Origin of the sequence: Exiguobacterium sp. s75, assembly GCF_018617145.1 — a bacterium.
GTDB lineage: Bacteria > Bacillota > Bacilli > Exiguobacteriales > Exiguobacteriaceae > Exiguobacterium > Exiguobacterium profundum.
Window position 1 is genome coordinate 66650 of the sequence record NZ_JACSJQ010000001.1, and the last position, 22292, is coordinate 88941.

The 22292-nt window shown below is 48.6% G+C and carries 19 protein-coding genes; 11 read left to right on the plus strand and 8 right to left on the minus strand.

Annotation, left to right across the window (positions count from 1 at the left end; all coding sequences use genetic code 11):
* Positions 1–63 precede the first annotated feature (63 nt).
* The 7 genes from KNO68_RS00375 to KNO68_RS00405 all read left to right on the plus strand — a co-directional run bounded on the left by KNO68_RS00375 (position 64) and on the right by KNO68_RS00405 (position 8455).
* A complete protein-coding gene (locus KNO68_RS00375; RefSeq protein ID WP_015880966.1) occupies positions 64–426 on the plus strand; it encodes a response regulator in 363 nt (120 codons plus the stop codon).
* Positions 423–2981 (plus strand): sensor histidine kinase, encoded by a 2559-nt coding sequence (locus KNO68_RS00380; protein WP_215111898.1) that lies wholly within the window; start codon positions 423–425, stop codon positions 2979–2981. The genes KNO68_RS00375 and KNO68_RS00380 overlap by 4 nt, the downstream gene beginning before the upstream one ends.
* 113 nt (positions 2982–3094) lie before the next feature.
* Positions 3095–3478, plus strand: coding sequence for a YisL family protein (locus KNO68_RS00385; RefSeq protein ID WP_015880968.1), 384 nt, complete (start codon positions 3095–3097; stop codon positions 3476–3478).
* Positions 3479–3577: 99 nt separating this feature from the next.
* Positions 3578–4609: a class I SAM-dependent methyltransferase gene (locus tag KNO68_RS00390; protein ID WP_214685835.1), complete on the plus strand. Its 1032-nt coding sequence runs from the start codon at positions 3578–3580 to the stop codon at positions 4607–4609.
* Between the two features lie 69 nt (positions 4610–4678).
* Positions 4679–6172, plus strand: a complete 1494-nt coding sequence (locus KNO68_RS00395) for a phytoene desaturase family protein (protein ID WP_215111899.1) — start codon at positions 4679–4681, stop codon at positions 6170–6172.
* Positions 6169–7647 carry a phytoene desaturase family protein gene (locus KNO68_RS00400; RefSeq protein ID WP_215111900.1) on the plus strand — a complete coding sequence of 493 codons (1479 nt, stop codon included), beginning with the start codon at positions 6169–6171 and terminating at the stop codon, positions 7645–7647. Before KNO68_RS00395 ends, KNO68_RS00400 begins: the two co-directional genes overlap by 4 nt.
* The gene (locus KNO68_RS00405) at positions 7616–8455 is read left to right on the plus strand and encodes a phytoene/squalene synthase family protein (protein ID WP_214685847.1); all 840 of its coding nucleotides are present in this window, start codon (positions 7616–7618) and stop codon (positions 8453–8455) included. The genes KNO68_RS00400 and KNO68_RS00405 overlap by 32 nt, the downstream gene beginning before the upstream one ends.
* A gap of 442 nt (positions 8456–8897) precedes the next feature.
* Here the strand turns inward: KNO68_RS00405 and KNO68_RS00410 are convergent, their stop codons facing one another.
* The 6 genes from KNO68_RS00410 to ybaK form a co-directional block, all read right to left on the minus strand.
* Complete coding sequence (locus tag KNO68_RS00410) at positions 8898–10364, minus strand: phytoene desaturase family protein (RefSeq protein WP_214685849.1); 1467 nt, start codon at positions 10362–10364, stop codon at positions 8898–8900.
* 26 nt (positions 10365–10390) lie between these two features.
* Positions 10391–11458, minus strand: a complete 1068-nt coding sequence (locus KNO68_RS00415) for a glycosyltransferase family 2 protein (protein ID WP_214685851.1) — start codon at positions 11456–11458, stop codon at positions 10391–10393.
* The gene (locus KNO68_RS00420; protein ID WP_214758425.1) at positions 11455–12153 is read right to left on the minus strand and encodes a lysophospholipid acyltransferase family protein; all 699 of its coding nucleotides are present in this window, start codon (positions 12151–12153) and stop codon (positions 11455–11457) included. The genes KNO68_RS00415 and KNO68_RS00420 overlap by 4 nt, the downstream gene beginning before the upstream one ends.
* Positions 12119–12868, minus strand: coding sequence for a carotenoid biosynthesis protein (locus KNO68_RS00425; protein ID WP_214758423.1), 750 nt, complete (start codon positions 12866–12868; stop codon positions 12119–12121). The genes KNO68_RS00420 and KNO68_RS00425 overlap by 35 nt, the downstream gene beginning before the upstream one ends.
* A gap of 88 nt (positions 12869–12956) precedes the next feature.
* On the minus strand, positions 12957–13655 hold the full coding sequence (gene pssA, locus KNO68_RS00430; RefSeq protein ID WP_074037646.1) for a CDP-diacylglycerol--serine O-phosphatidyltransferase: 699 nt from the start codon (positions 13653–13655) through the stop codon (positions 12957–12959).
* A gap of 19 nt (positions 13656–13674) precedes the next feature.
* Positions 13675–14139: a Cys-tRNA(Pro) deacylase gene (gene ybaK, locus KNO68_RS00435; protein ID WP_159561895.1), complete on the minus strand. Its 465-nt coding sequence runs from the start codon at positions 14137–14139 to the stop codon at positions 13675–13677.
* 144 nt (positions 14140–14283) lie between these two features.
* Here ybaK and KNO68_RS00440 point away from each other — a divergent pair, with 144 nt between their 5' ends.
* Positions 14284–15024, plus strand: a complete 741-nt coding sequence (locus KNO68_RS00440; protein ID WP_240499870.1) for an enoyl-CoA hydratase/isomerase family protein — start codon at positions 14284–14286, stop codon at positions 15022–15024.
* Positions 15025–15047: 23 nt separating this feature from the next.
* Here the strand turns inward: KNO68_RS00440 and KNO68_RS00445 are convergent, their stop codons facing one another.
* Positions 15048–16406: an MATE family efflux transporter gene (locus tag KNO68_RS00445; RefSeq protein ID WP_215111901.1), complete on the minus strand. Its 1359-nt coding sequence runs from the start codon at positions 16404–16406 to the stop codon at positions 15048–15050.
* A gap of 159 nt (positions 16407–16565) precedes the next feature.
* Positions 16566–18350: a glycoside hydrolase family 13 protein gene (locus tag KNO68_RS00450; RefSeq protein WP_078146450.1), complete on the minus strand. Its 1785-nt coding sequence runs from the start codon at positions 18348–18350 to the stop codon at positions 16566–16568.
* A gap of 370 nt (positions 18351–18720) precedes the next feature.
* Between KNO68_RS00450 and KNO68_RS00455 the strand changes: the two genes are divergently transcribed.
* From KNO68_RS00455 to KNO68_RS00465, 3 genes are all read left to right on the plus strand, one after another.
* The gene (locus tag KNO68_RS00455) at positions 18721–19986 is read left to right on the plus strand and encodes an extracellular solute-binding protein (protein WP_078146451.1); all 1266 of its coding nucleotides are present in this window, start codon (positions 18721–18723) and stop codon (positions 19984–19986) included.
* A 105-nt stretch (positions 19987–20091) separates the two neighbouring features.
* Positions 20092–21444, plus strand: coding sequence for a sugar ABC transporter permease (locus KNO68_RS00460; protein WP_015880983.1), 1353 nt, complete (start codon positions 20092–20094; stop codon positions 21442–21444).
* Position 21445: 1 nt separating this feature from the next.
* The gene (locus tag KNO68_RS00465) at positions 21446–22279 is read left to right on the plus strand and encodes a sugar ABC transporter permease (protein ID WP_015880984.1); all 834 of its coding nucleotides are present in this window, start codon (positions 21446–21448) and stop codon (positions 22277–22279) included.
* Positions 22280–22292 lie beyond the last annotated feature (13 nt).

A 22292-nucleotide genomic window follows, 5' to 3' on the forward strand; every position in this document is an offset into this window, starting at 1 on the left:
TTTTGTGTAACAATTACAAATCCGTTAAAATAAAAAAATGGGATAAAAAATGGAGGAACAATTATGGTTAAAATCTTACTTGCGGAAGACGAAGAAGTGCTACGCATGCTTGTTATGGATACATTAGAAGATGAAGGATATGACATCGACGAGGCACAAGATGGAATTGAGGCCTATCGATTGATTGAAGAAAATGAATATGATTTGGTCATTGTGGATCATATGATGCCCGGTATGACAGGGCTTGAAGTGATTGAAAAAGTACGGAAGTTACCAGGGCGACAAGAGACGAAAGTGATGATGTTGACGGCGAAAAGCCAACAATCTGACCGTGATTGCGCGAACGAGATTGGTGTCGACTACTTCATTTCTAAACCGTTCAGCCCACTTGAACTCGTCAAAATCATAGGAGGCATCGTGAAGTGAAAAGGTGGTTTAAACAAAAACTCGGACGCGACATCATGGTCGCCCTTTATTCCTTCCTCGTCATTGCATTGGTCGGATCGGCATTGACTTATGTCTATATCGAGAACCGTTTGGAGGCGAACGAGGCGAGATTGCGTCAGGTCGATGAACGCGTTAACCGTTTGACTACGCTTTGGGATGAGTGGCAGGCTGACCAATATGATACACGAGGATATCTCTTGTTCGGCGACACAGCATCGCTCGAACGTTCACGTGCGAATGAGGCGAAGTTCCAACAAGAAATCAATTGGTTCAAAACACAAGTTCAGACGCGCCAAGGAGAATTGTTCGCAGAAGATCTTCAGCAGTTCCACGACTTTTACTATGATGTGATCATTCCGGTGACGTATGAATATGCCCAAGCGCAACAAGATGGGGAAGTCACAGAGACGTTTATCGATGCTCAAACGATTGCCGAGTTGCCGACGGCTCAGCGCTTGATTGATCAAGGACTCGTCCAATTTAATCCGCAACGTGGAATCGACATCCTCGGACCGATTGATGAGGTAGAGTCTGCGCTCGGAGAATATCGTGAGTTGATGGCATCTGAAAAAGAGGCCGTCTACGTTGAATGGCGACAGAACAACAATATGCTTCAATTCTTGTGGATCATGAGCATCGCCTCGTTCGCCGTATTGATCTTATTGTTTGTCCAGCCGTTCCTACGCCGTCAAACACGTTTGATTTCACGACTTTCCATCGCATCGAACCGCTTGTTAAAAGGGGAAATCGTTGATTTGAGCGATCAGATGAAACGAGAAGATGAGATTGGGACGATGTCTCGATCGTTCCATAAGATGGCTGAGACACTTCGTGACAATGAACGACATTTGATTGAAAAAAACCATGAGTTGCAAGCACAACAAGAAGAGTTGATTGCCCAACAAGAAGAATTGCAGGCACAGCAACAAGAACTAGAAGAAATTTTAGAACAGACGCAACAAAACGAGCAACACCTCGCGTATCGGAATGAATTGACGGAGACGTTAGCGTCACGCGATTCGCTTACGGCCTATCCGGAAATCATCGAGAAACTGGTCACGATTACAGATTCAGAGGTCGGTGCACTCGTTTTCGTGGATGAAGCGGGTACGTATCGCGTGACGAGCCACGGCTTGAACGATACGTTGTCTCGTCAGTTGCTCGATAGCGAAAATTCCGTATTGACGCGCGCGATGACATTGAAGACGACGGTACACTCGTCGAAACAAGTCGCGAGCGACCATCCGCTCCCGTATCCGTACTATATGTTTGAGACGGCGGTACCGGTCCATGACCCGACAGATGATTCAATCATCGCGTTCATCTATCTGGTCCGATACAAAGATCGTTTCACCCAAACCCAGATGGGCGACATCATGTCATTCGCTCGTCAGCTCTCGCTTTCTCTCTTACGGATGCGTCTATTTGAAGAGATGAAACGGGAGAAAGGAAAGACGGAGCGAATTCTCGATTCGATTCGAGAAGCGGTCGTCTACATCGACCACTCGACGAATGACGTGTTCGTCAACCGTCCACTCTATGAGATGTTCCCTGAGTTAAGTGACGTCAGTTCACAAGACCTTGAAGAAGAAACGTGGGAAGAATGGCGGAATCGTCTTGTTGAAACGGTCGATCAGGCGGAGGACTTTACGAAGTATACGAATCGCCTGTTCACCGAAGATTTCCCACATGACAGTGTCAGCTTCTCGATTCGTAAGGGCGAAATGAACTTGCAGATGTATGCGGAACGCATCATTGTAGGTGGACTTTCAAAAGGTACGCTTCTCGTCTTCCGTGATATCACGAGTGAAACAGAGGCGGAGCGATTGAAGAGTGAGTTTATCTCAACGATTTCGCATGAACTGCGTACGCCGCTCTCGTCCATCTATGGATTCACTGAACTGATGGTCAAGAAACAGTTGCCGAATGAAAAACAGGCTAAATACTTGGAGACCATTCACTCCGAGACGGAGCGTCTGACACATCTTGTCAACGACTTCCTCGATGTGCAGCGAATGGAGTCCGGTAGCCAAATGTACGACCGGGAACAGCTTGATATCGAGCCGGTCGTCCGAGACATGTTGACGTTCTATGAGGCATCGTCATTGAAACATGAATTCGAATTGATTGCGGATGATGCACGTCCATATGAATTATTCGTCGATTGCCAGAAGTTCAAACAGTTGATGAGTAATCTATTGTCGAACGCTGTGAAGTATTCTCCACGAGGTGGAAAAATCACGGTGGAACTTGCGCATCACGAGCAAATCGTGTCCATTAAAGTGAAGGACGAGGGAATCGGGATTCCAAGCGACGCGCTCGATCGCTTATTCGATAAGTTTTATCGTGTCGACAACTCCGACAGTCGTGAAATCGGCGGTACGGGGCTCGGATTACCGATTTGTCAAGAAATCGTCCGTGGTCACAACGGTCAGATCCATGTGGAATCGATTCAGCATGAGGGCTCGACGTTCATCGTTGAAATTCCAAGCTATGAGTATGCTGTCCAAGAGGCAGAGACGACTCCTGTATAATATATGGGCCATCCCTTGAGGATGGCTCGTTTTTTAGAATCGTTCGCTTGACCAATCGGGAGAGAGTTCGTGTACAATGAAGACTGTACAACATCATAAAGGGGGGCATTTGAATGCCACTGATTGCATTCTTGCACACGCACGTTACGAGCTGGATTTTGTTACTTATTTTGTTTGCCGTGGCCTATATCGGTTATAAGAACGGCAACAAGAGTGGAAAGATCGCACATATGGCGTTTCGACTCATGTTACTCATCGCATTCGGAACAGGACTTTATCTCTACCTTCAGTTGAATGGTGGCGGGACATTCTATCACGTGAAAATCACGGTCGGTTTATTAACTTTGATCTTCGGTGAGATGACGCTCGTCAAAGTCAAAAAGAAAAAACCGTCAAACGGACTATTTGGCGGGTTTATCGTCTTGGCGCTCATTACGATTTTCATCGGCTATGCATTGCCTTATGGACAATCTTTCTTCAACAGCTTTATTCAATAAGACGTTCCCACTTCGCACACCGAAGTGGGATTTTTTTGTTTGTACACAAATTATTAGGGGAAAATAAAAAATCAGTAATTACGACGATGAGGTGAAACGATGGATCAACAGATGATGGAATGGACACGAGTTTTACACGCGCGGAAATGGATGAAACAAACTGAATCATTTTTACCCTTATGGCACGGCTATATCGGCTACAAGTTCGGACTATTCGATGCGCTTCAAGGTGGCGCGAGCATGGCGGAGATGAATTTACGTCTAAAACGCCCATTGACACAACTTGCACTAGAGCGTTGGTTAGAAGTCGGGGTCGCCGTCCGTCATTTGAAGAAGAGAGGTTGGCGCTACTATCCGACGCGTGGATTGAAATATCAATTATCCGGTAACGATGAACGGAGTATTGGGTTCATGCTTCAAGAGATGATGGAGCTTCATATCCCAGCGTTAATCGCTTATCCGGAGTTTTTAGAGTCTGGGAAGCAAAAGACGTTTGATGGGGCTGAACACGGTCAAGTCGTCGCGAAGACGTCGACACTCGTCGAAACGGTCGCATTTCCGATCGTTCAACAATTGTTACGACAGGCAAATGTCGAATCGATGCTCGATATTGGATGTGGGCACGGCGGCTACTTACGTAAACTACAAGCGCTCGAACCGAGTTGGGAACTGACGGGCATCGATTTAGAGGAAGAGGTAATTGAAGAGGCACGATCACGAGACGAGAGTGATGACATTCATTTTGAGGTCGCCGACTTCATGAACTGGGAAACAGACGAGCAATTTGATGCGGTGATGATGAACAATATGCTGTATTATTTCTCGCCGGAAGAGCGGGTCAAGTTGCTTGAGAGACTACGGGAACGATTAGAAGAGAAGGGGGTCGCCGTTCTTGTGACGCCGCTCGCCGAAACAGCGCTCGGTGGACGATTCGCTTCCGCGTTCAATGCATTCATGACACTCCACGATAATTTGTACCCGCTTCCGACCATTCCACAATTGCGCCGGCAGATGCAAGAAGTCGGTTTTGAACAAATCCGCTTCATCCCATTCATTCCGGAAGGTTCTTGGTATATCGTCATCGCCGAGCGAGGAAAGACAAACCTGCTCAATCAACCGATTCAAAATTGAACTTGTCTCCCGTCATTCCTATAATGATAGAGAAGCATAAGAGACTATTCACATAGGGAGTTGTTGAGTGTGTCGAAACAAAGAGTTGCCGTTATTGGGGCAGGACCCGGTGGATTGGCTGCTGCGATGCTACTGGCGCATCGCGGGGTAGACGTCACCGTATTTGAGAAACAACCGTTTGTAGGCGGCAGAACGTCACGCTTAGAAGTAGGCGAATTTGCGTTCGACCGAGGACCTACGTTTTTGAATATGCCTTATATTTTAGAAGAAATTTTTGAAGAGACGGGACGTAATCTGCATGATTATGTCGAGATGAAACAATTGGAGCCGATGTATGATTTGTACTTTGACCGTGGGACGCGTCAACTCTCGATGACAACAGATCGTGATCAGATGTATCGTGCCATCGAAGAACAATTTCCTGGGAATGGGGAAGGCTACGAGCGGTTCATGAGTGAACAGGCGATCAAACTGTCTAAATTGATGCCTGTGCTTCAGACCGCACATGACAAGCTCACTGACTATGTCTCGTTGCGCGTACTTAAGGCGCTACCGTTTCTCTCAATCGGTAAATCGCTTTATGACGTCTTGTCCGAGTACTTCACGAGCGAAGAACTGAAGTATGCGTTCACGTTCCAGGCCAAATATTTAGGGATGTCCGCTTGGGAATGTCCGGGTGGATTCTCCATCTTGTCTTACATGGAACACGCCTACGGAGTGCATCACCCGATTGGCGGAGTGAACCAGCTGTGTCATGCGATGGCGAAAGTGATTGAAGAAGAGGGAGGCGTCATTCGTTTAGGCGAACCGGTAGAGCGTCTTCTCATGGATGGTCGGAACGTGACGGGTCTCGTGTCCGGGAGTGTCCATTATGCGTTTGATGAAGTCGTGATTGGTGCTGACTTCGCACATGCGATGACGTCGCTCGTTCCAGACGGTAAACTAACGAAGTGGAGTCCGACTCAACTCAAGAAGAAGCGTTACTCGTGCTCGACATTCATGCTTTATCTCGGGCTCGATCACATCTACGAAGATGTGGCGCATCACTCGATTCACTTCGCGGACGATTATGAATTGAATGTCAAAGAGATGACACAAGAATTGAAATTGAGCGAGGACTTCTCGTTTTATGTACAGAATGCCTCACGCATCGACCCGACACTTGCGCCTCCTGGCAAGTCATCGCTTTACGTTCTCGTACCGGTGCCGAACAATTTATCTGGCCTCCCGTGGGAGACGTTACAAGCGACCATGACAGAGCGCGTTCTCGACGCGCTTGAGACACGTTCCCCTTACCGAAACATCCGTCAACACATCGAGGTGATGGAGGCGTTGACGCCTGAGGACTGGGAAGCGTTTGGTGTATATGAAGGTGCAACGTTCAATCTAGGGCACAACTTATCGCAGATGATGTATTTCCGCCCGCATAACCAATTCGAAGAGCTCGACAACGTCTGGCTCGTCGGCGGTGGGACCCACCCAGGAAGTGGGCTGCCGACCATCTTTGAATCAGCGCGGATCACGACGAACCTTTTGCGTGACCGTGCAGGTGTCGGCCGATGAATATTAGCTTTGTCGGAGCAGGGGTCGGTACACTATATGCCGCCCTCTTATTGACGAAACGCAATCCGTCACTTCAAATCACGATTTATGAGAAAGAGGACCGGGTCGGTGGACGCTTGAACTACGTGGAATTCGATAATGGGGCGAAAGTCGATGAAGGTCCAACCATCGTCTTATTGCCGAGTAAACTGAAACAACAACTGATTGAGGCGGGTCTTCCTGAACATGAAGTGGAGTTGATTGAAGTCGATCCACTTTACCGCTTACGTTATCAAGACGGGACATCATTCTATAAATATCGGGAAATCGAGAGACAGGCGGAAGAAATCGAACGAACTTTCGGCGAAGGAGATGCCTTCCGTCAGTACATGTCCCAAAAGAAAGAAGAGTATCGGATTGGCTTCGATACGTTTTTAGATCGTAGTTATGCCTCAAAAGCGGAGTTGTTCGAGCCTAAACTGCTTCTCCTTCTCATGCGGTTAAAAGCATATGAGACGGCTCATGCGAATATGAAACGCTTCTTTGAAGACGAACGTTTACGTGTCGCATATAGTTTACAAACGCTCTATATCGGCGGAAATCCTTATGCCACTCCTTCGTTATATGGACTCATTCCTTATCGTGAACAAGAAGAAGGAGTCTGGTATGTAAAAGGAGGATATTTTTCGCTAGCCACGAAAATGGAACAAGAGTTGAAGCGTCGAGGTGTTCATTTCGAGATGAATGCTACCGTCAATCGTGTCCATGTCACGGACGGGGTGGCCAATGGAGTCACGGTAAATGACGAATATGTACCGTATGATGCAGTCGTCGTGAACGGTGATTTTCCACTCATGGAGCGCCTGATTGATGGTGTGACGCCAAAGACGTATGAACCGTCAAGCGGTACGTTACTTCTTTATTTCGCCGTCAACGGCGAACTCGACTTACCGATTCACCAATTCGATTTACCGAATGATTTTGAAGGATCGATGCGTACGATCTTTGAGGATGGTAAACTAAGTGAGTATCCAGCGATGTACACCTTTAATCCATCGCGAATGGATGTAACCCTCGCGCCAGAAGGAACGAGTGTATTATATGTTCTTGTCCCGGTTCCTCGAAAATTGGAACGAGAAGACTTTGAGGCACAAGGGACAATCGAACACCTATTAGGAAGAATCGAGGCATTCATGCCTGATTTCCGTGAACGCGTCATCGAGATGAAAGTCCGGACACCGATGGATGCTGAGCGATTCGGATTGTTCGAAGGAGGAAGTTTTGGGGTTGCACCAAAGTTATCTCAGTCAGCCGCCTTCAAACCACAAGCGAGACCCTTCCCGAAAATCGAACGCCTCTATGCGGTGGGCGCATCCGTCCATCCATGCGGTGGCGTCCCCATCGTTATGATTGGGTCGCAATTACTTGTGAAAAAAATGGAAGAAGAAATGGGGGCAATGCATCGTGACGACACAAGAAGCGTATCGTCAATGTGAGGAAATCATGAAGAAGGGCTCGTTAACCTTTTACCGGGCCTTCTCTTTGCTCTCAAAACCAGACCGTCAAGCGGTCATGGCAGTATATACGTTCTGTCGCACCCTCGATGATGCGGTCGATGAATCAGACCGTCCAGAAGAGAGTTTGGCAGCATTTTTGCATGACTTCGACCGCTTTTTAGCTGGTTACGACCAAGATGAAGCACTATGGGTTGCCCTTCGTGATGTATGGAAACGCTATGACATGGACGTCGAACCATTCTTTGAGTTGGCGGAAGGGATGAAATGGGACTTACATAAGTCACGGTATGAGACGCTAGAAGAGACCGAGCAGTATAGCTATTATGCAGCGAGTACGGTCGGCTTGATGTTGCTCCCGATCCTTGTCCCAAATCAGGACGAAGCGACGACACGTCAGCTAAGACAAGGCGCCATCGACCTTGGCATTGCGATGCAGCTGACCAATATTTTACGAGATGTCGGTGAAGATTTGAATCGAGACCGCATCTATTTACCACGTACGATGATGCGTCAGTACGGTGTGAGTGAAGCGATGTTACAACAACGAGAAGTGACCCCTGTCTTTATCGATCTATGGGAGGCCTTGGCGAATCGAGCAGAGTTCTTGTATGCACGGGCACGGGAAACCCATCATCTGTACCCACTTGCGAGTCGAAAGCCGGTACAAGCAGCAGCTCTTCTCTATGAAGGGATCCTTGATGCGGCCCGTGCGAATCGACATGACGTCTTCACGAAGCGAGCATACGTATCGACCTTACAAAAAGGAAAGTTGTTGGCAAAACTATAAGCAATTTGATTCCCTGTAGACGCTCGATGGCGTCTACAGTTTTTTGCGTACAAAAAAACCACTTTTGGCGGGGGACCAAAAGTGGCGTAAGCGTTATGTGATTCATTCATCGGGGAAATGAATGAATCGGTTTGTGATGAAGCCCTAAAGATGTGCCGGGATTCATGGGGAATGAATCAGTTGGGACATCTTCGTCGAAACAGGATGCTTGATGGACTAAAGGGGAACATCATACGCAAGCTGTCTCGACTACGGGATACGAGTGGGGAAACTCGCTCATCACTTTTTCTCGGGTGTGACAAGTTCAAAACGCGATGAGGCTCGGGGAAGCCATTCGATCGCTACAGGTGTAACAAACGTTACAGAACTGCTTGAACTCGAATATGATATTATCACGTCTTTCAATTGTCGACAAGTGTCGAAACTCGCGTTCACAAAATGTTCATATTGTCAGAGGTATGTCCTCTAACATCGAGCGTGCAGCGAATTGTCCTGAAAGCGTCACCATCGGACTGCCACCGCCAGGATGAGTCGAACCACCAGCAAACCAGATGTTCGATACGTCTGTCGACCGCGGTGCAGGACGGAAAAACGCTCCTTTTTTCGAGTTGGCCGATGTGCCATAAAGTGCCCCATAGTACGCATAAAAATCACGGGTCAAATCTTGTGGGGTCACCCGATTATGGTAGAGCACCTCTTCTTCTTCCCAATCCACACCGAACATACGTAAGCGTCTGCGAATCAAATGCTCATACGTATCTGCATCAATTTCGGTCAGATGTGCCGGAGCATTGACGAGGATGAACAGGTTGTCTCCTGCCTCGCCCATCGACGGATCGGTGGCGGAAGAATTCGAAATATAGATTGTCGGCTCGTCCGCATACCGCTCTTCTTGGAAGAGTGCTTTAAATTCCCTTTCATAGTCGTCTGAGAAATAGACGTTATGGTGTGCCAAATTCAATCGTTTGGACAATCCGACCATCATGACGAATGCGGAAATCGAAGGTTCGACGGTATCGCGTGTCGGGACTGGGAAAGATGGGCGGTCTTTCGCGTCAACGAGTCGCGGGTATTGCGTCAAGAGTTCACCGTTGAGAAGAACGGCATCACACGAGATGACTTCTTGGTCATCGACGACGACCTCATGTGCTTTTCCGTTCAACACATCAATTTTCGTCACTTCATGACCGAGTCGGAACGTCACTCCGAGTTCGCTCGCCCGTTTGGCGAACCCTTTTGCGATATTCCAGTTTCCACCTTTCGCAAAATAGACACCTTCATTCAATTCCAAATGTGCGATAAGGGCGAACGTACCTGGTGTCACGTATGGGCTGCTACCAATGTACGTCGCATAGCGGTCGAGCGCCTGAATAATGCGTGGGTCCTTGAAATACTTCTTGTGAAGGGCGTGCAAACTTTGAAGTGGATGCACTTTGACCATGTCCGCCCAAAGACCGGGATCCAACTTTGTGTCCATTTGTGTGAAGAAGCGCTTATTCGCAATGTCGAACAGCTTTTCCGCTTCATCTAGATAGGCACGCATCTGATTGTGTTTCAACTGGTCACCGGTCAAACGCCGTACTTCGACCTCAAGTTTTGCCCGATCGGCACTGAACGTGAAGGATGACCCGTCTGTGTAGTGGTTGACGGTATGTTGATCGAGCTTGATTAACTCAAAATAGTCATCCGGATTGGCCCCGCTATTTCGAATGACTGAACGAAATACATCCGGCATCGTGATCGTATTTGGACCAAAGTCGAACCGGTGACCGTCGGTTATAATGGGCATGAGTTTGCCACCGACATGTTGATTCTTTTCAATGACCGTGACGTCATAACCTCGTGCTGCGAGCGTGACGGCGGCGCTTAGTCCACCGAGACCAGCCCCAATCACTATGATTTGTTTCATACAATTGTCCCCCTTTAGACGTCTGCTTAGGAATAGTGACGACCTTTCCACGTGATGGGCAACCGTCTCCATTTACGAATGACGGCATTCCCGAGTAAGGTCAAGTAAGCGATTAAACTGAGTGGATGGTACCATGTACCGGACCCATTTGATTTCAGATCGACAGCGAGACGCGCGAGGAGCACGAAAATCGCTGCGCTAATCGTCTGCCAACTCGGTGAAAAGATCCAAGCGAGCATAGCCGTCAACTGGATGCCGTAATATGTCATGAAGTACAAGGCGAGTCCTACTGATTCATTCATTCCCTTGAATACGTTCTTTGAAAACCCGGTCCACACTTCTTCATTCGTTTCATACATGTCGCAGGAGATGAACGGGGAGACTTGAACGAGTGACGTGACTTTTTGATGACGTTTGAACGTTCGACATAAATCGATATCATCAATCAACGACGTTCGAATAGCAGCATGTCCGCCAACTTCCTCGTAGCTGTTCCGCTCGACGAGTACGTTCATGCCATTCGCCGCGGCAAATGCGGGGTGTTTCACTTTACGCCAAAACAAAGGCAGATGTTGGGCGATGAGCACGTGTTGCATCGGAATCAACAATTTCCCGAGAAATGTGGATGTCGGAAATTGAGGGAAACCTGATAAAAAGACGGCCTGCTCTCGAGCGAGCGTGGCATGCATGCGGGCGATAAAACTCGAATCGATCGTGACGTCCGCATCTAAAAAGAGAAGATACGGTTCAGTCGTGCGTGATGCTAGTTGATGACAAGCATGAACTTTTCCGGCCCAGTCATGGGGCAAAGGAACACCTTGGATGACGGTAAAACGGGTATCGTTACCGATTGCGCGATTCAATTTTTCATATGTATCATCCTCGGAGCGGTCCTCGTAGATATAAACATGAGTCCCATCCGGTATCGCCTGCTTTAAATTTGAAATCAGTCGATCGACGTGACGCGACTCATTGCGCATCGGGATGCAGACGGCTGTCGCCGGTGTGCGTCCTGGGTCGGCGAGCGGTCTCAAGAACGAAAGATTGATTAGGGTAAAGATAAACATCGAGAGGGTGAGCAGCCATAAGATCATGAACGTCCCCTCCCAAGTCGGAACATCGTTTCTGTCCATTCAGCAAGATTACGACGTGGTCGAAAGAGCGGCACATAGGCATCAGACCGAATGATGGCGTCTTGTCGCACGTCGTCATAGAGCGCTTCAAGTGCTTGCGCGATTTCCTGCTTCTGAGCTCGTCGTGTCGTCGACGTCACGACTACTGTTCGAAAGCGGACATATACAAGGGGTTCCGCATGGTTCTCAAACGAATAGTACATGGCGCATAATTGGACGGGGCGGTCGTTCAGTAACAACGTCGCGCCAGACTCGATTTCGACAGGTCGAAGTTCCTGTGGCATCTCTTGTCCTTGAGGGAACATCCAGACGGATTTCCCGGACGCGAGCAATTCATTCGCATAAGCCAGTGAGACCCGTACATCGGAGAGACTTCCTTTTTTCACCGAGAAGGCACCGAGGTGTCGAAAGAACGGGAAGCGACGTAGTCCATCCTCATCCATCAACACATGAATATCGTGTCGTAAAAAATGTTCATTGATCATATACATGATGAGACCGTCCCACCACGCGCTATGTGTACTTAAAAATAATCCGGGGGTCGGAACGTCGTCCGTTCGGATATAAATGTTATGGAAGGTGGGACGTATTTGACGTTCCCGCACGAACGTCGAGAACAGGTTATTGAACCATTTCTTTTTGTGTGACTCGATCATCGCGCCCCCTCCTTTCAAGTAGAATCACTCCGGATGTGAGGATGCTGAGGAGCCCGATGCCATAGAGACCTGCATTGACAGCCGTGACACCGAAGAGTGCGTGAAGCATGACGAACAAATAGACGCCGTGCCGGATGAACAAGGAATCAACAGCGCGTTCGTGACGCTGTAACAACCATGAGAAAATAAGGGATAACCCGAACCAACCGATAAAGTTTTGTGTCGGGATATCATAGTACAAGCCGTCATTCGCCCATTCCCAGTAGCCTTTCACGTTTGCCGCTACGGGATCGATTGCCATATCGAGCCATACAGCGAGAATCGGAACGAGCCATAAAATATTGTGGCGGAATGGGAAGAGACGGGCCACGGCAAAACTAGAGCCAATCACGGCAAGCCATGCCGCACCGATAGTGACAGGGACTCCAAACACTGTCGGACCGAACGCCTCAGCGTAGACGTATTCGCTGAACGGGAATCCCGTCTTCACGCCGAATGTCTCCACAGCGATTGAACCGAAGAAAATAAACGGAACAATCCAAGCTCCTTGTCGAATCCCTTGATAAAGAATCGTTCCACCAATCGCCCCGGCTAGCCATAAAAAGACGGGGTTTGCCCACTCGAGCCAAGGCGGAAGCAGGTCGAATCCAACTAAAATCAACCCAATGAAATACCAAACAATAAACCATTTCCAAATAAACGGATACACTTTCATTCCATCACCTCTTCTTTCATTCTAAAGCTCATCGAAGTCTTCGTCTAACAAATGCATGTACAAAAAAGAGCCTCGCTGAACGAGACTCTCAATTGGCCATCCGTTTTCGTCTTTTCACGAACGAAAAGGCGATGAATAAGACATAGAACGGGATGGCGATGAACCAAAATGTCGGCCATTCTTTCCAACGTGCGAACATCATATACGTCACATAGACGAGACTGATGGTAATGATGAACGAGTGACGTGGCAATGGTACATCTTTAAAACTCGGGATGCGAACACGGCTGACCATCAACAAGGCGAGCCCTGTGAAGAAAATCGGTGTCAACAGTTCACTGACGCGGTCACCGAACGTTGTGATGACAGCGAGAAGTCCCCCGGCGGCCGTGATCGGGACACCAGAGAAGTAACTCGCTGCAACGTTTGTCGCTGATAAATTGAAGCGAGCCAGGCGATAGGCACCGAATAGCGGGAAAAGTGCCGCAAAAAACAATCCATAATTGCCGTAATCAATAAAGAAGGTGTAATAAGCGAGCATCGCCGGTGCGACCCCGAACGTGACGATGTCAGCGAGTGAGTCCAATTCTTTCCCAAAATCGCCAGCGACCCCGAGCATACGGGCGAGGCGCCCGTCTAAACTGTCGAGCATCATCGCGATGATGATTAACAGTGTGGCGTTTGAGAAGTCACCACGTGCGGCGTAGACGATGGCGACGACACCACAAAATAAATTTCCGAACGTAAAGGAGTTTGGGACCCACGAACGGATACGTTCTTTCCACATAATTTTGCCCCCAGTAAGGTCATTGGCTGAACCAGTGCCCGTTTGTAAATTGCAGTAAATCTTCAGGTGTTAATTCGATTTGATAGCCGCGTTTTCCAGCAGAAATGGTGATTGTCTCTCTGTCTTGAGCTGCTTCGTGCAGATAGACAGGGAACGGCTTCTTCGCCCCAATCGGAGAGACTCCTCCTCGAATATAACCGGTCAATGTCTCGAGCTCTTTCATCGGGACGGTCGATGCTTTCTTCGCCCCCCAAGCTTTAGCGGCTGCTTTTAAATCGATGTCACGCTCTCCAGAGATGAGAAAGAAGGCATATTGCTTTTTCTCGTTCATGAGACAAATCGTTTTATACAGTTCGTCGAGCGGTTTATTCAATGTCATCGCCACATGTTTAGCTGAGACATCGGTGTCATCGACTTCATACGTATGATAGGTGAACGGAATCTTCTTCTGTTTCAGTTGCCGAGCGGCGTTTGTCAGTTGCATCTGACTCATCCTTTCGTGACCGACTCCTTTTAGAATAGCAAATCAACCAACTTCCCGGCAATTGAACTTCAAAAAACTTTTCAGTAAAGGAAGGAGTTTGAAGCAATGACGAAGAAATGAACAGTGATTCATTTTGAAGGGGGAATGGAAGTGGAGACGATTCAATTGACGACACACAATGGGGTAGGGTGGTTGAAACTGAACCGACCTGAAAAGCTAAACGCCTTGAACGAGACGTTGCTTCGTGAAATGAAAACGGCAATCGACACATTTGAACAGGACGACGCCGTTCGCGTCATCGTCCTTGTCGGTGAGGGACGAGCGTTCTCATCCGGACAAGATTTAACGATCGAGAGCGATGCGGACTATGGGGAATATTTAGAAGACGTGTATCATCCGCTCGTACGTGCACTTTTCTCAAGTCGTAAACCGCTCATCGCAGGGATTCACGGTGTCGTGGCTGGAGCAGGGCTCAGCTTGGCACTCGCGGCAGACGTTCGAATCGTTGCCAAGTCGACGAAGTTCAGCTCGGCGTTCATTAAAATCGGGTTGGTCGCGGATGCGGGCGGTCCATATCACCTGCGTCGACTCATGCGCGACGACCTTGCGTTAGATTGGCTCTGGAGTGGCAGTACGATTGACTCGGAGGCCGCGCGTTCATTCGGGCTCGTCACCGAGCTCGTGGAAGATGCGATGTATACGGAGCGATTGACTTCATATGCGGAGACACTCGCTGCGAAATCACCGGTCGCTGTTCAAGGGATGAAGGCGCTCATGCGAGCCGCTTCATTTGAGGATGGATTGAATGAAGAAATCGAATGGCAACGGAAGTGTGGGGACACGGACGTGCACCGCCAAGCGATGCAGGCATTCTTGATGAAATGAAAAAAGCGGCTGCGGCCGCTTTTTTACGTGGTTGATTTTGCTTCGAACTGGAAGCCTTTTTGTTGCCATGTCCCGTATTTCCAACGACGGAACGCGAAGAATCCGCGGAACCACTCATCGAGGGAGAAGGCGAGCCAAATCCCAAGGATGCCGAGTCCCATTTGAAGACCGAACAAGTAGCTGAACGCCACGGCGACGCCCCACATCGAGGCAATTCCGATCATGACCGGGAAGCGGACGTCCCCGACAGACTTCAATGACCCCATCAAGACGATGTTCATGGCGCGACCCGGCTCTAAAATGAGCGTCGCCCATAAGATTGGCACACCGACCGCGATGATGTCAGGGTTTGACGTGAAGAGACCGAGTAGCGATTCGCTGAACACCGCTAAACCGAGAGAGGCGACGAACGAAGCGAACATGGCAATCTTCAAGGTCTTGACGGCACGATGATAGGCTTCTTTAAAACGTTTCCCTCCAATATCCCGTGCGATCAAAAGCTGGGTCCCTTGCGCGACGGCGACGGTGAACAAGAAGGCAAGCATCGACAAGTTCATCACGTACACCCGAGCAGCGAGGGAAGCCTCGCCCATCGTCGCGATAAATCCAGTGATGATAATTTGGGATGCCTGATACGACAAGTTCTCCCCGGCAGAAGGAACACCGATTTGAAGGAGTGACTGGATGTCGTCTTTCTTCGGACGAATCACTTCTTTTAACGGGAAGCGGATCATGAGCTTCCGTTTGACGAGCCAGAACAAGAGAACCATAGCGGCGAATCGTGCGATCACGATGGCCCAAGCGACACCGGCAACGCCTGTGACCGGAAGGCCAAACCAGCCGGTAACGGCAAAAATGGCACCGATGGCGGTGATGATATCAATCAGAAGCGTCGCGAGCATGGCGTGTTTCGTCATCCCGTGACTCCGGAGGATCGAACTGAGCGCCATGATGAGTGCTTCGGTGAATAACGACAAGCCGACGATTTGCAGGAACAACAACCCGTGTGCAAACAGTTCGTCCGATAGACCGAACAGGCGTAAGAACGTTTCGCCGAACAAGAAGATGACGCCGACCATGATCGCACCGAGCCACATGTTCAAACTGACGGCGGAGCGGGCGAAGTCACGACTCTTCTTCATGCGCCCAGCCCCGATGGCCTGACCGATCAAAATGGTCGCCCCGACAGACGTCACACTAAAGACGATCAAGAACACGTTTAAGATTTGGTTGGCAACCCCGACGGCTGAGGCGGCGGCGTCTGAGTAGTGAGCGAGCATCAATGTGGCGATGATCCCGGTTCCCATATGGAGGGCAAGTTCGATGAAAATCGGCCACGACAGTTTGAACAGGGTGAGCTGTTCCGTTTGTTTCGTCTGCATGTAGTGTATTCTCCCTTTTCTCTATAATTCTTTCTGTTAACTATTTGTTTTATAAAAATGTCAAAGGTCATCTTACTCCTTATGAAATGAAAAAGAAAGGGGTTTGCTAAATTATTTTCAACAAAAAAATCACCCGAAGAAATCAGGTGATTTTCGAATTTATTTCAATTTCAGAATAGCAGCACTAAATGGCGCCAGTTCGATTTCGAGTGAGTCGAGGTCGCGGTCATGCAAGAGGTCCGTGGCTGCTCCTGTATAACCGAGCGGATTCAGTTTCGAAGCAGAGTCTGAGTTGTTGAAGTAAACCAAGTATGTCTCATCTTTCGTACACCGCTCGATGATGACCGCATTGTTCGCATCGTCGACCAGGTTGAAGCGATACGAGCCGGCATTTGCGAGCACAGGGTGGTCCTTACGAAGCTGGATGAGCTTTTGGATGTAGCGGAAGAGGTTACGGTCTTCTTCGGCTTCATCCCATGGCATACAGCGACGGCAACCCGGGTCTTGTTCGCCTTCAAGTCCGATTTCGTCCCCGTAGTAAATACATGGGCTACCTGTATAAGTCAGCATCGACGTCATCAAGAGTTTGAACTTGCCTTTATGTCCTTTCGCCCGTGTCAACGCACGAGGTGTATCGTGCGAATCGATCAAGTTGAAGGTGACTTCGTTGACGTTCATCGTGTTCATCATCTCGACACGCGTCAGCTCGTTACGGAACTCCGAAGCGGTCGTCCGGTCGAGGGCGAAGTAGTTCAAGCTCGCATTCGTGAACGGGTAGTTCATGACGGCATCGAACTGGTCACCTTGTAACCAAGGCTGTGCGTCGTGCCAAATCTCCCCGAGGATGTAGGCTTCCGGGTTCGCATTTTTGACCGCCGTGCGGAAGTCACGCCAAAACGCATGGTCGACTTCGTTAGCGACGTCAAGACGCCACCCGTCGATACCGAATTCTTCGACCCAGTAACGGGCAACATCTAATAAGTAGGCTTTTAACTCTGGATGCTCTGTATTGATCTTCGGCATGTTCTTTTCGAATGCGAAGGTGTCGTAGTTCGGCTTCGGCTCTGTCGCAATCGGGAACTCGCGAAGATAGAACCAATCGCGATACTCAGAAGATGGCCCGTTCTCGACGACGTCTTGGAACCATGGGTGATGATATCCGACATGGTTGAAGACCGCGTCGAGCATGACTTTGATGCCGTTCTCGTGCAAGAGATCGACCATCTCTTTAAATTTCTCTTTCGTCCCGAACTGCGGATCGATTTCCATATAGTCGAGCGTATCGTACTTATGGTTCGTCGTCGCTTTAAAGATCGGGCAGAAGTAGATGCCGGTGATCCCAAGTTCGACTAAATGATCGATATGGTCGATCACTCCTTGGAAGTCGCCACCGAAGAAGTTTGTCGTCGTCGGCTCTGTCGAGTTCCATGGGAGCGTCTCTTCAGGATTGAGTGAAGCATCGCCATTGGCGAAACGGTCCGGGAAGATTTGATACCAGACCGTATCCTTCACCCAGGACGGTGCATGGAAGATATCGATCGGGTTGATGAATGGGACACAGAAGTAGTAGCCCGTATCATCGAGCGGCTTCTCCTCGAACCATCCTTTTTCAGTGTAGACGGCCGTCTCTTGTCCATCATTCAAACGGAAACCGTAACGTAGACGTCGGAACGGCGGTTTGATAGCGATGAACCAATAGTCATAGGCGTCGTCAAACCCGATCTTCTCCATTGGAGTCTCGTATGTACGCCAGTAGCTCGGCTTGTCCGGATCGAAGTTCCACATGGCTGGGTCTTCAGCGTGCCAATCATATGGGTCGTTCCAAATCAAATCGACCGACTCGATATCGCCTCGCTTCGTATGGAAACGAATATGGATCGTCTCACGATCATATTTGTAGACGAACGGGGACATGGCACGATGATAAATCGCTTCTTTCATCATAAGGAAAACATTCCTTTCTTTATAGGGGATGACATCATTTTACAACATCGGGAATCCATGAGAACAGATGTTGCGAAAACGTTTGCTCAAGCAAAGGTTAATAAAGCGTTTACATTTTGTCAATTGCTGAAACGCATAAAAAGTGAAGATTTAAGAACAAACATTTGAAAATTACATAAATGGGTCAACAGACGTAAAAAAAGTGTAAAAAAAGACTTGTAAAACGCTTTCACAACTGTATAATAAAAATTGAGGTGAGGATGCAAACGTTTTCACTACCATGTCAATTTCGTAGCGGAGTTTTAAAATTGACGTGGTCGTGCGATTGCGCAAATCTGACCATACTATTTCCTTGGGGAGGTTTTTCATCATGAAGATGAAAAAAATGGTAGCAGGACTTTCAACAGCAGTATTCGCATTCGGTGCACTTGCTGCATGTGGTGGCGGAACGGACAACGGATCTTCTAACGAAGGTGGTTCTTCAAGCGAGAACAAACCTGAAAAGATCGTCGTCTGGGAAGACATCGAAAAGTCTGAAACAACGAAAGAAGTTGCGAAGGCGTTCGAAGAAGAGCATGGCGTAAAAGTTGAAGTTGTCGAAGTACAGATGACAGACCAAAAAGACAAGCTTGCGCTTGACGGTCCAGCTGGAAAAGGTCCAGACATCGTGCTCGTACCACACGACCAGATCGGTACAATCGCAGACCAAGGTCACTTGGCTCCAATCGCTGACGAAGGATCGCTTGACGCGTTCACAGACGCTGCGAAATCAGCTGTCATGTACGATGGTCAAGCTTACGGATATCCAAAATCAGTTGAGACACCAATTCTCATGTACAACAAAGACTTGATGGCTGAAGCTCCAGCATCTATGGACGACCTTTACAAGTTATCAAACGATGTGAAAGCTGACGGGCAGTACGGATTCCTCGCACTTTGGGATAACTTCTACTTCGCACATGGTGTTGTCGCTGGATTCGGCGGATACGTGTTCAAAGAAGACGGTGGCGCACTCGACCCAGCGGATATCGGTTTGAACAACGAAGGCGCAGTTGAAGGATTCGAATACATCGGTAAATGGTACGAAGAAGGCCTCTTCCCTAAAGGGTTGATCGGTGAGTCTGGTGGCCAAGCGATGGACCAACTCTTCACTGAGAAGAAAGCTCATTCAGTCATGAACGGACCATGGGCTGTGGCTGGTTACACAGATGCAGGCGTGAACCTCGGAGCGGCTCCAATGCCAACACTTCCGAACGGTGAGCCAATCAAGACGTTCATGGGTGTGAAAACATATGCCCTTTCAGCTTACACAGAAAACCAAGAGTGGGCTGAAATGTTCCTTCAAGAGTTGACGAATGAAGAAAACGCATTGGCAATGTTTGAAGCATACAACGAGATCCCGCCAGTAGCAGCACTCGAGTCGAACGAGACAATCACGTCGAACGAAGTTGCGAAAGCGGTATTCGACCAAGCAACAAACGCAATCCCAATGCCGAACATTCCTGAAATGGGACAAGTTTGGGAGCCAATGGCACAAGCACTTCAGCTTGTAGCAACTGGTAAACAAGATGCACAAAAATCTGCAGACGATGCAGTGAAAGTCATCGAACAACAAATCCAAGCGAACAACCAATAAGGAATTGAGATGAAGGGGTACGTCACATGGCGTTCCCCATCATTTTCTAGCATTGAGCAAACGTTTGCTTGATTGATTTGCTCAAATCGAAAGGAGAAACTGAGGATGGCTGCAATTGCGAACCCTAAATCACCGGACCAACGCCCGGACAAGCCTACAAACCATGCTCGGAACGCGGGACTACTTTCCATCATTCCGGGACTCGGACAGTTATACAACAAACAATACGCGAAGGCGGTAGCGTTCTTTATCGTCGTCGTATCTTATTTTGCCGTAAACTATGATCTATTTTTCAAAGGGGCGGGCGCCGGACCAGGTGACCGTGGAGGACTTTGGGGATTGATCACGCTTGGTGAAGTGCCAGGACCTCGTAACGACCACTCCATCTTCTTGATGGTCGAGGGGATTGTCGCGTTAATTTTACTTTTCTTCGGAATCGCGTTCTATGTTTGGAACATTCGTGACGCCTATCGTGTCGGTCGCGCTCGTGATCAGCATCTAAACCTTCCATCGTTCCAAATGCAACTTCGCAACTTGCGTGACCATGGATTCCCATACTTAATGTTAATCCCATCACTCATTTTGTTAGTGTTTACCGTTATTCTTCCATTGATTTTTACGTTCTTGATCGCCTTTACGAACTATCGCTACAACAACGCACCACCAGCGAAACTCGTCGAATGGGTCGGATTCGAGAACTTTACACGTATTTTTGAAATCGATATTTTCCGTGACACGTTCGTCGGCGTACTCGGCTGGACGCTTGTTTGGACGGTCGCTTCAACGACAGGTGTCATCGCAATCGGGATCTTCCTTGCGGTACTCTTGAACCAAGAAGGACTTCGCTTCCGTCGTTTGTTCCGTTCGATCTTGATTCTTTCATGGGCGGTCCCAGCATTCATCACGATCTTGATCTTCCGCTCGATGTTCAACGAATCGTTCGGGGTGTTCAATACGACAATCTTGCCGGCACTCGGTCTTGACCCGGTCAACTGGATGACCGACCCGACAGCGACACGTACGGCACTCGTTCTCATTCAATGGTGGCTCGGCTTCCCGTTCATCATGACGCTCATGACGGGTGTGCTTCAGTCGATTCCTGGTGACTTGTATGAAGCGGCGACGATTGACGGAGCGACAATCTTTGACAAGTTCCGCTTGATCACATTGCCAATGCTCTTGTTCGCGACAGCACCGATCTTGATCACGCAGTTCACGTTCAACTTCAACAACTTCAACATCATCTATCTCTTTAATGGCGGTGGCCCTGCTGTACCTGGACAAACGGCCGGCGGTACCGACATCTTAATTTCTTGGATTTACAAATTGTCTCTCGGTGCCAACCCGCAATACGGACTTGCGGCTGCGATCACACTCATCCTGTCATTCTTCATCATGACACTTGCCGTGATCCAGTTCCGTCGGACAAAATCTTTCAAAGACGAGGATATGATCTGATATGAAAAAACAAAAACGAATCAATTTGGCGATCTCGTATGTCATCTTGACGCTTGCGTCGATCATCATTCTCTATCCGATGCTTTGGGTTGTCGGTACATCGTTCAACCCGGGGCGTACGATTACGTCAACGATTATTCCGTCGAACCCGACGTTTATTCACTACAAAAACTTGTTTGACCTAACGATTTCGGATTATAGTTTATGGTATGTGAACACGTTGAAAATCGCTTTCATCACGATGGCACTCTCTGTCGTCTTGGTGACGATTACCGGATACGTCTTCTCACGTTACCGCTTCGTCGGACGGAAGAACTCGCTCGTCTTGTTCCTCGTCCTTCAGATGGTGCCACAGTTCGTTGCGATCATCGCGATTTATGTATTGCTCAACATGCTCAACCTTCTTGACACACATACAGCGCTCATCTTGCTCTATGCGGGTGGTGCGATTCCGATGAACACGTACTTGGCGAAAGGGTACTTCGACACGATTCCGAAAGAACTTGACGAAGCAGCCCGCATGGATGGTGCCGGTCACCTCCGAATCTTCTGGCAAATCATCTTGCCGCTCGCGAAGCCGATTGTCGCAACGATTGCTCTCTTTAACTTCATGGGACCATTCAACGACTTTATCTTGGCATCGCTCGTCCTTCGTTCACCAGAGAAACAAACGTTGGCAGTTGGCCTTTACAACATGATTTCGAAACAGTTCGATAATAACTTCACGTTATTCGCGGCAGGTGCGGTTCTTTCGGCCCTTCCAATCGTTATCTTGTTCTTCATGTTCCAACGCTACTTCGTTTCTGGCCTCACAGCGGGTGGTACGAAAGGATAATACTCGTAAAAGG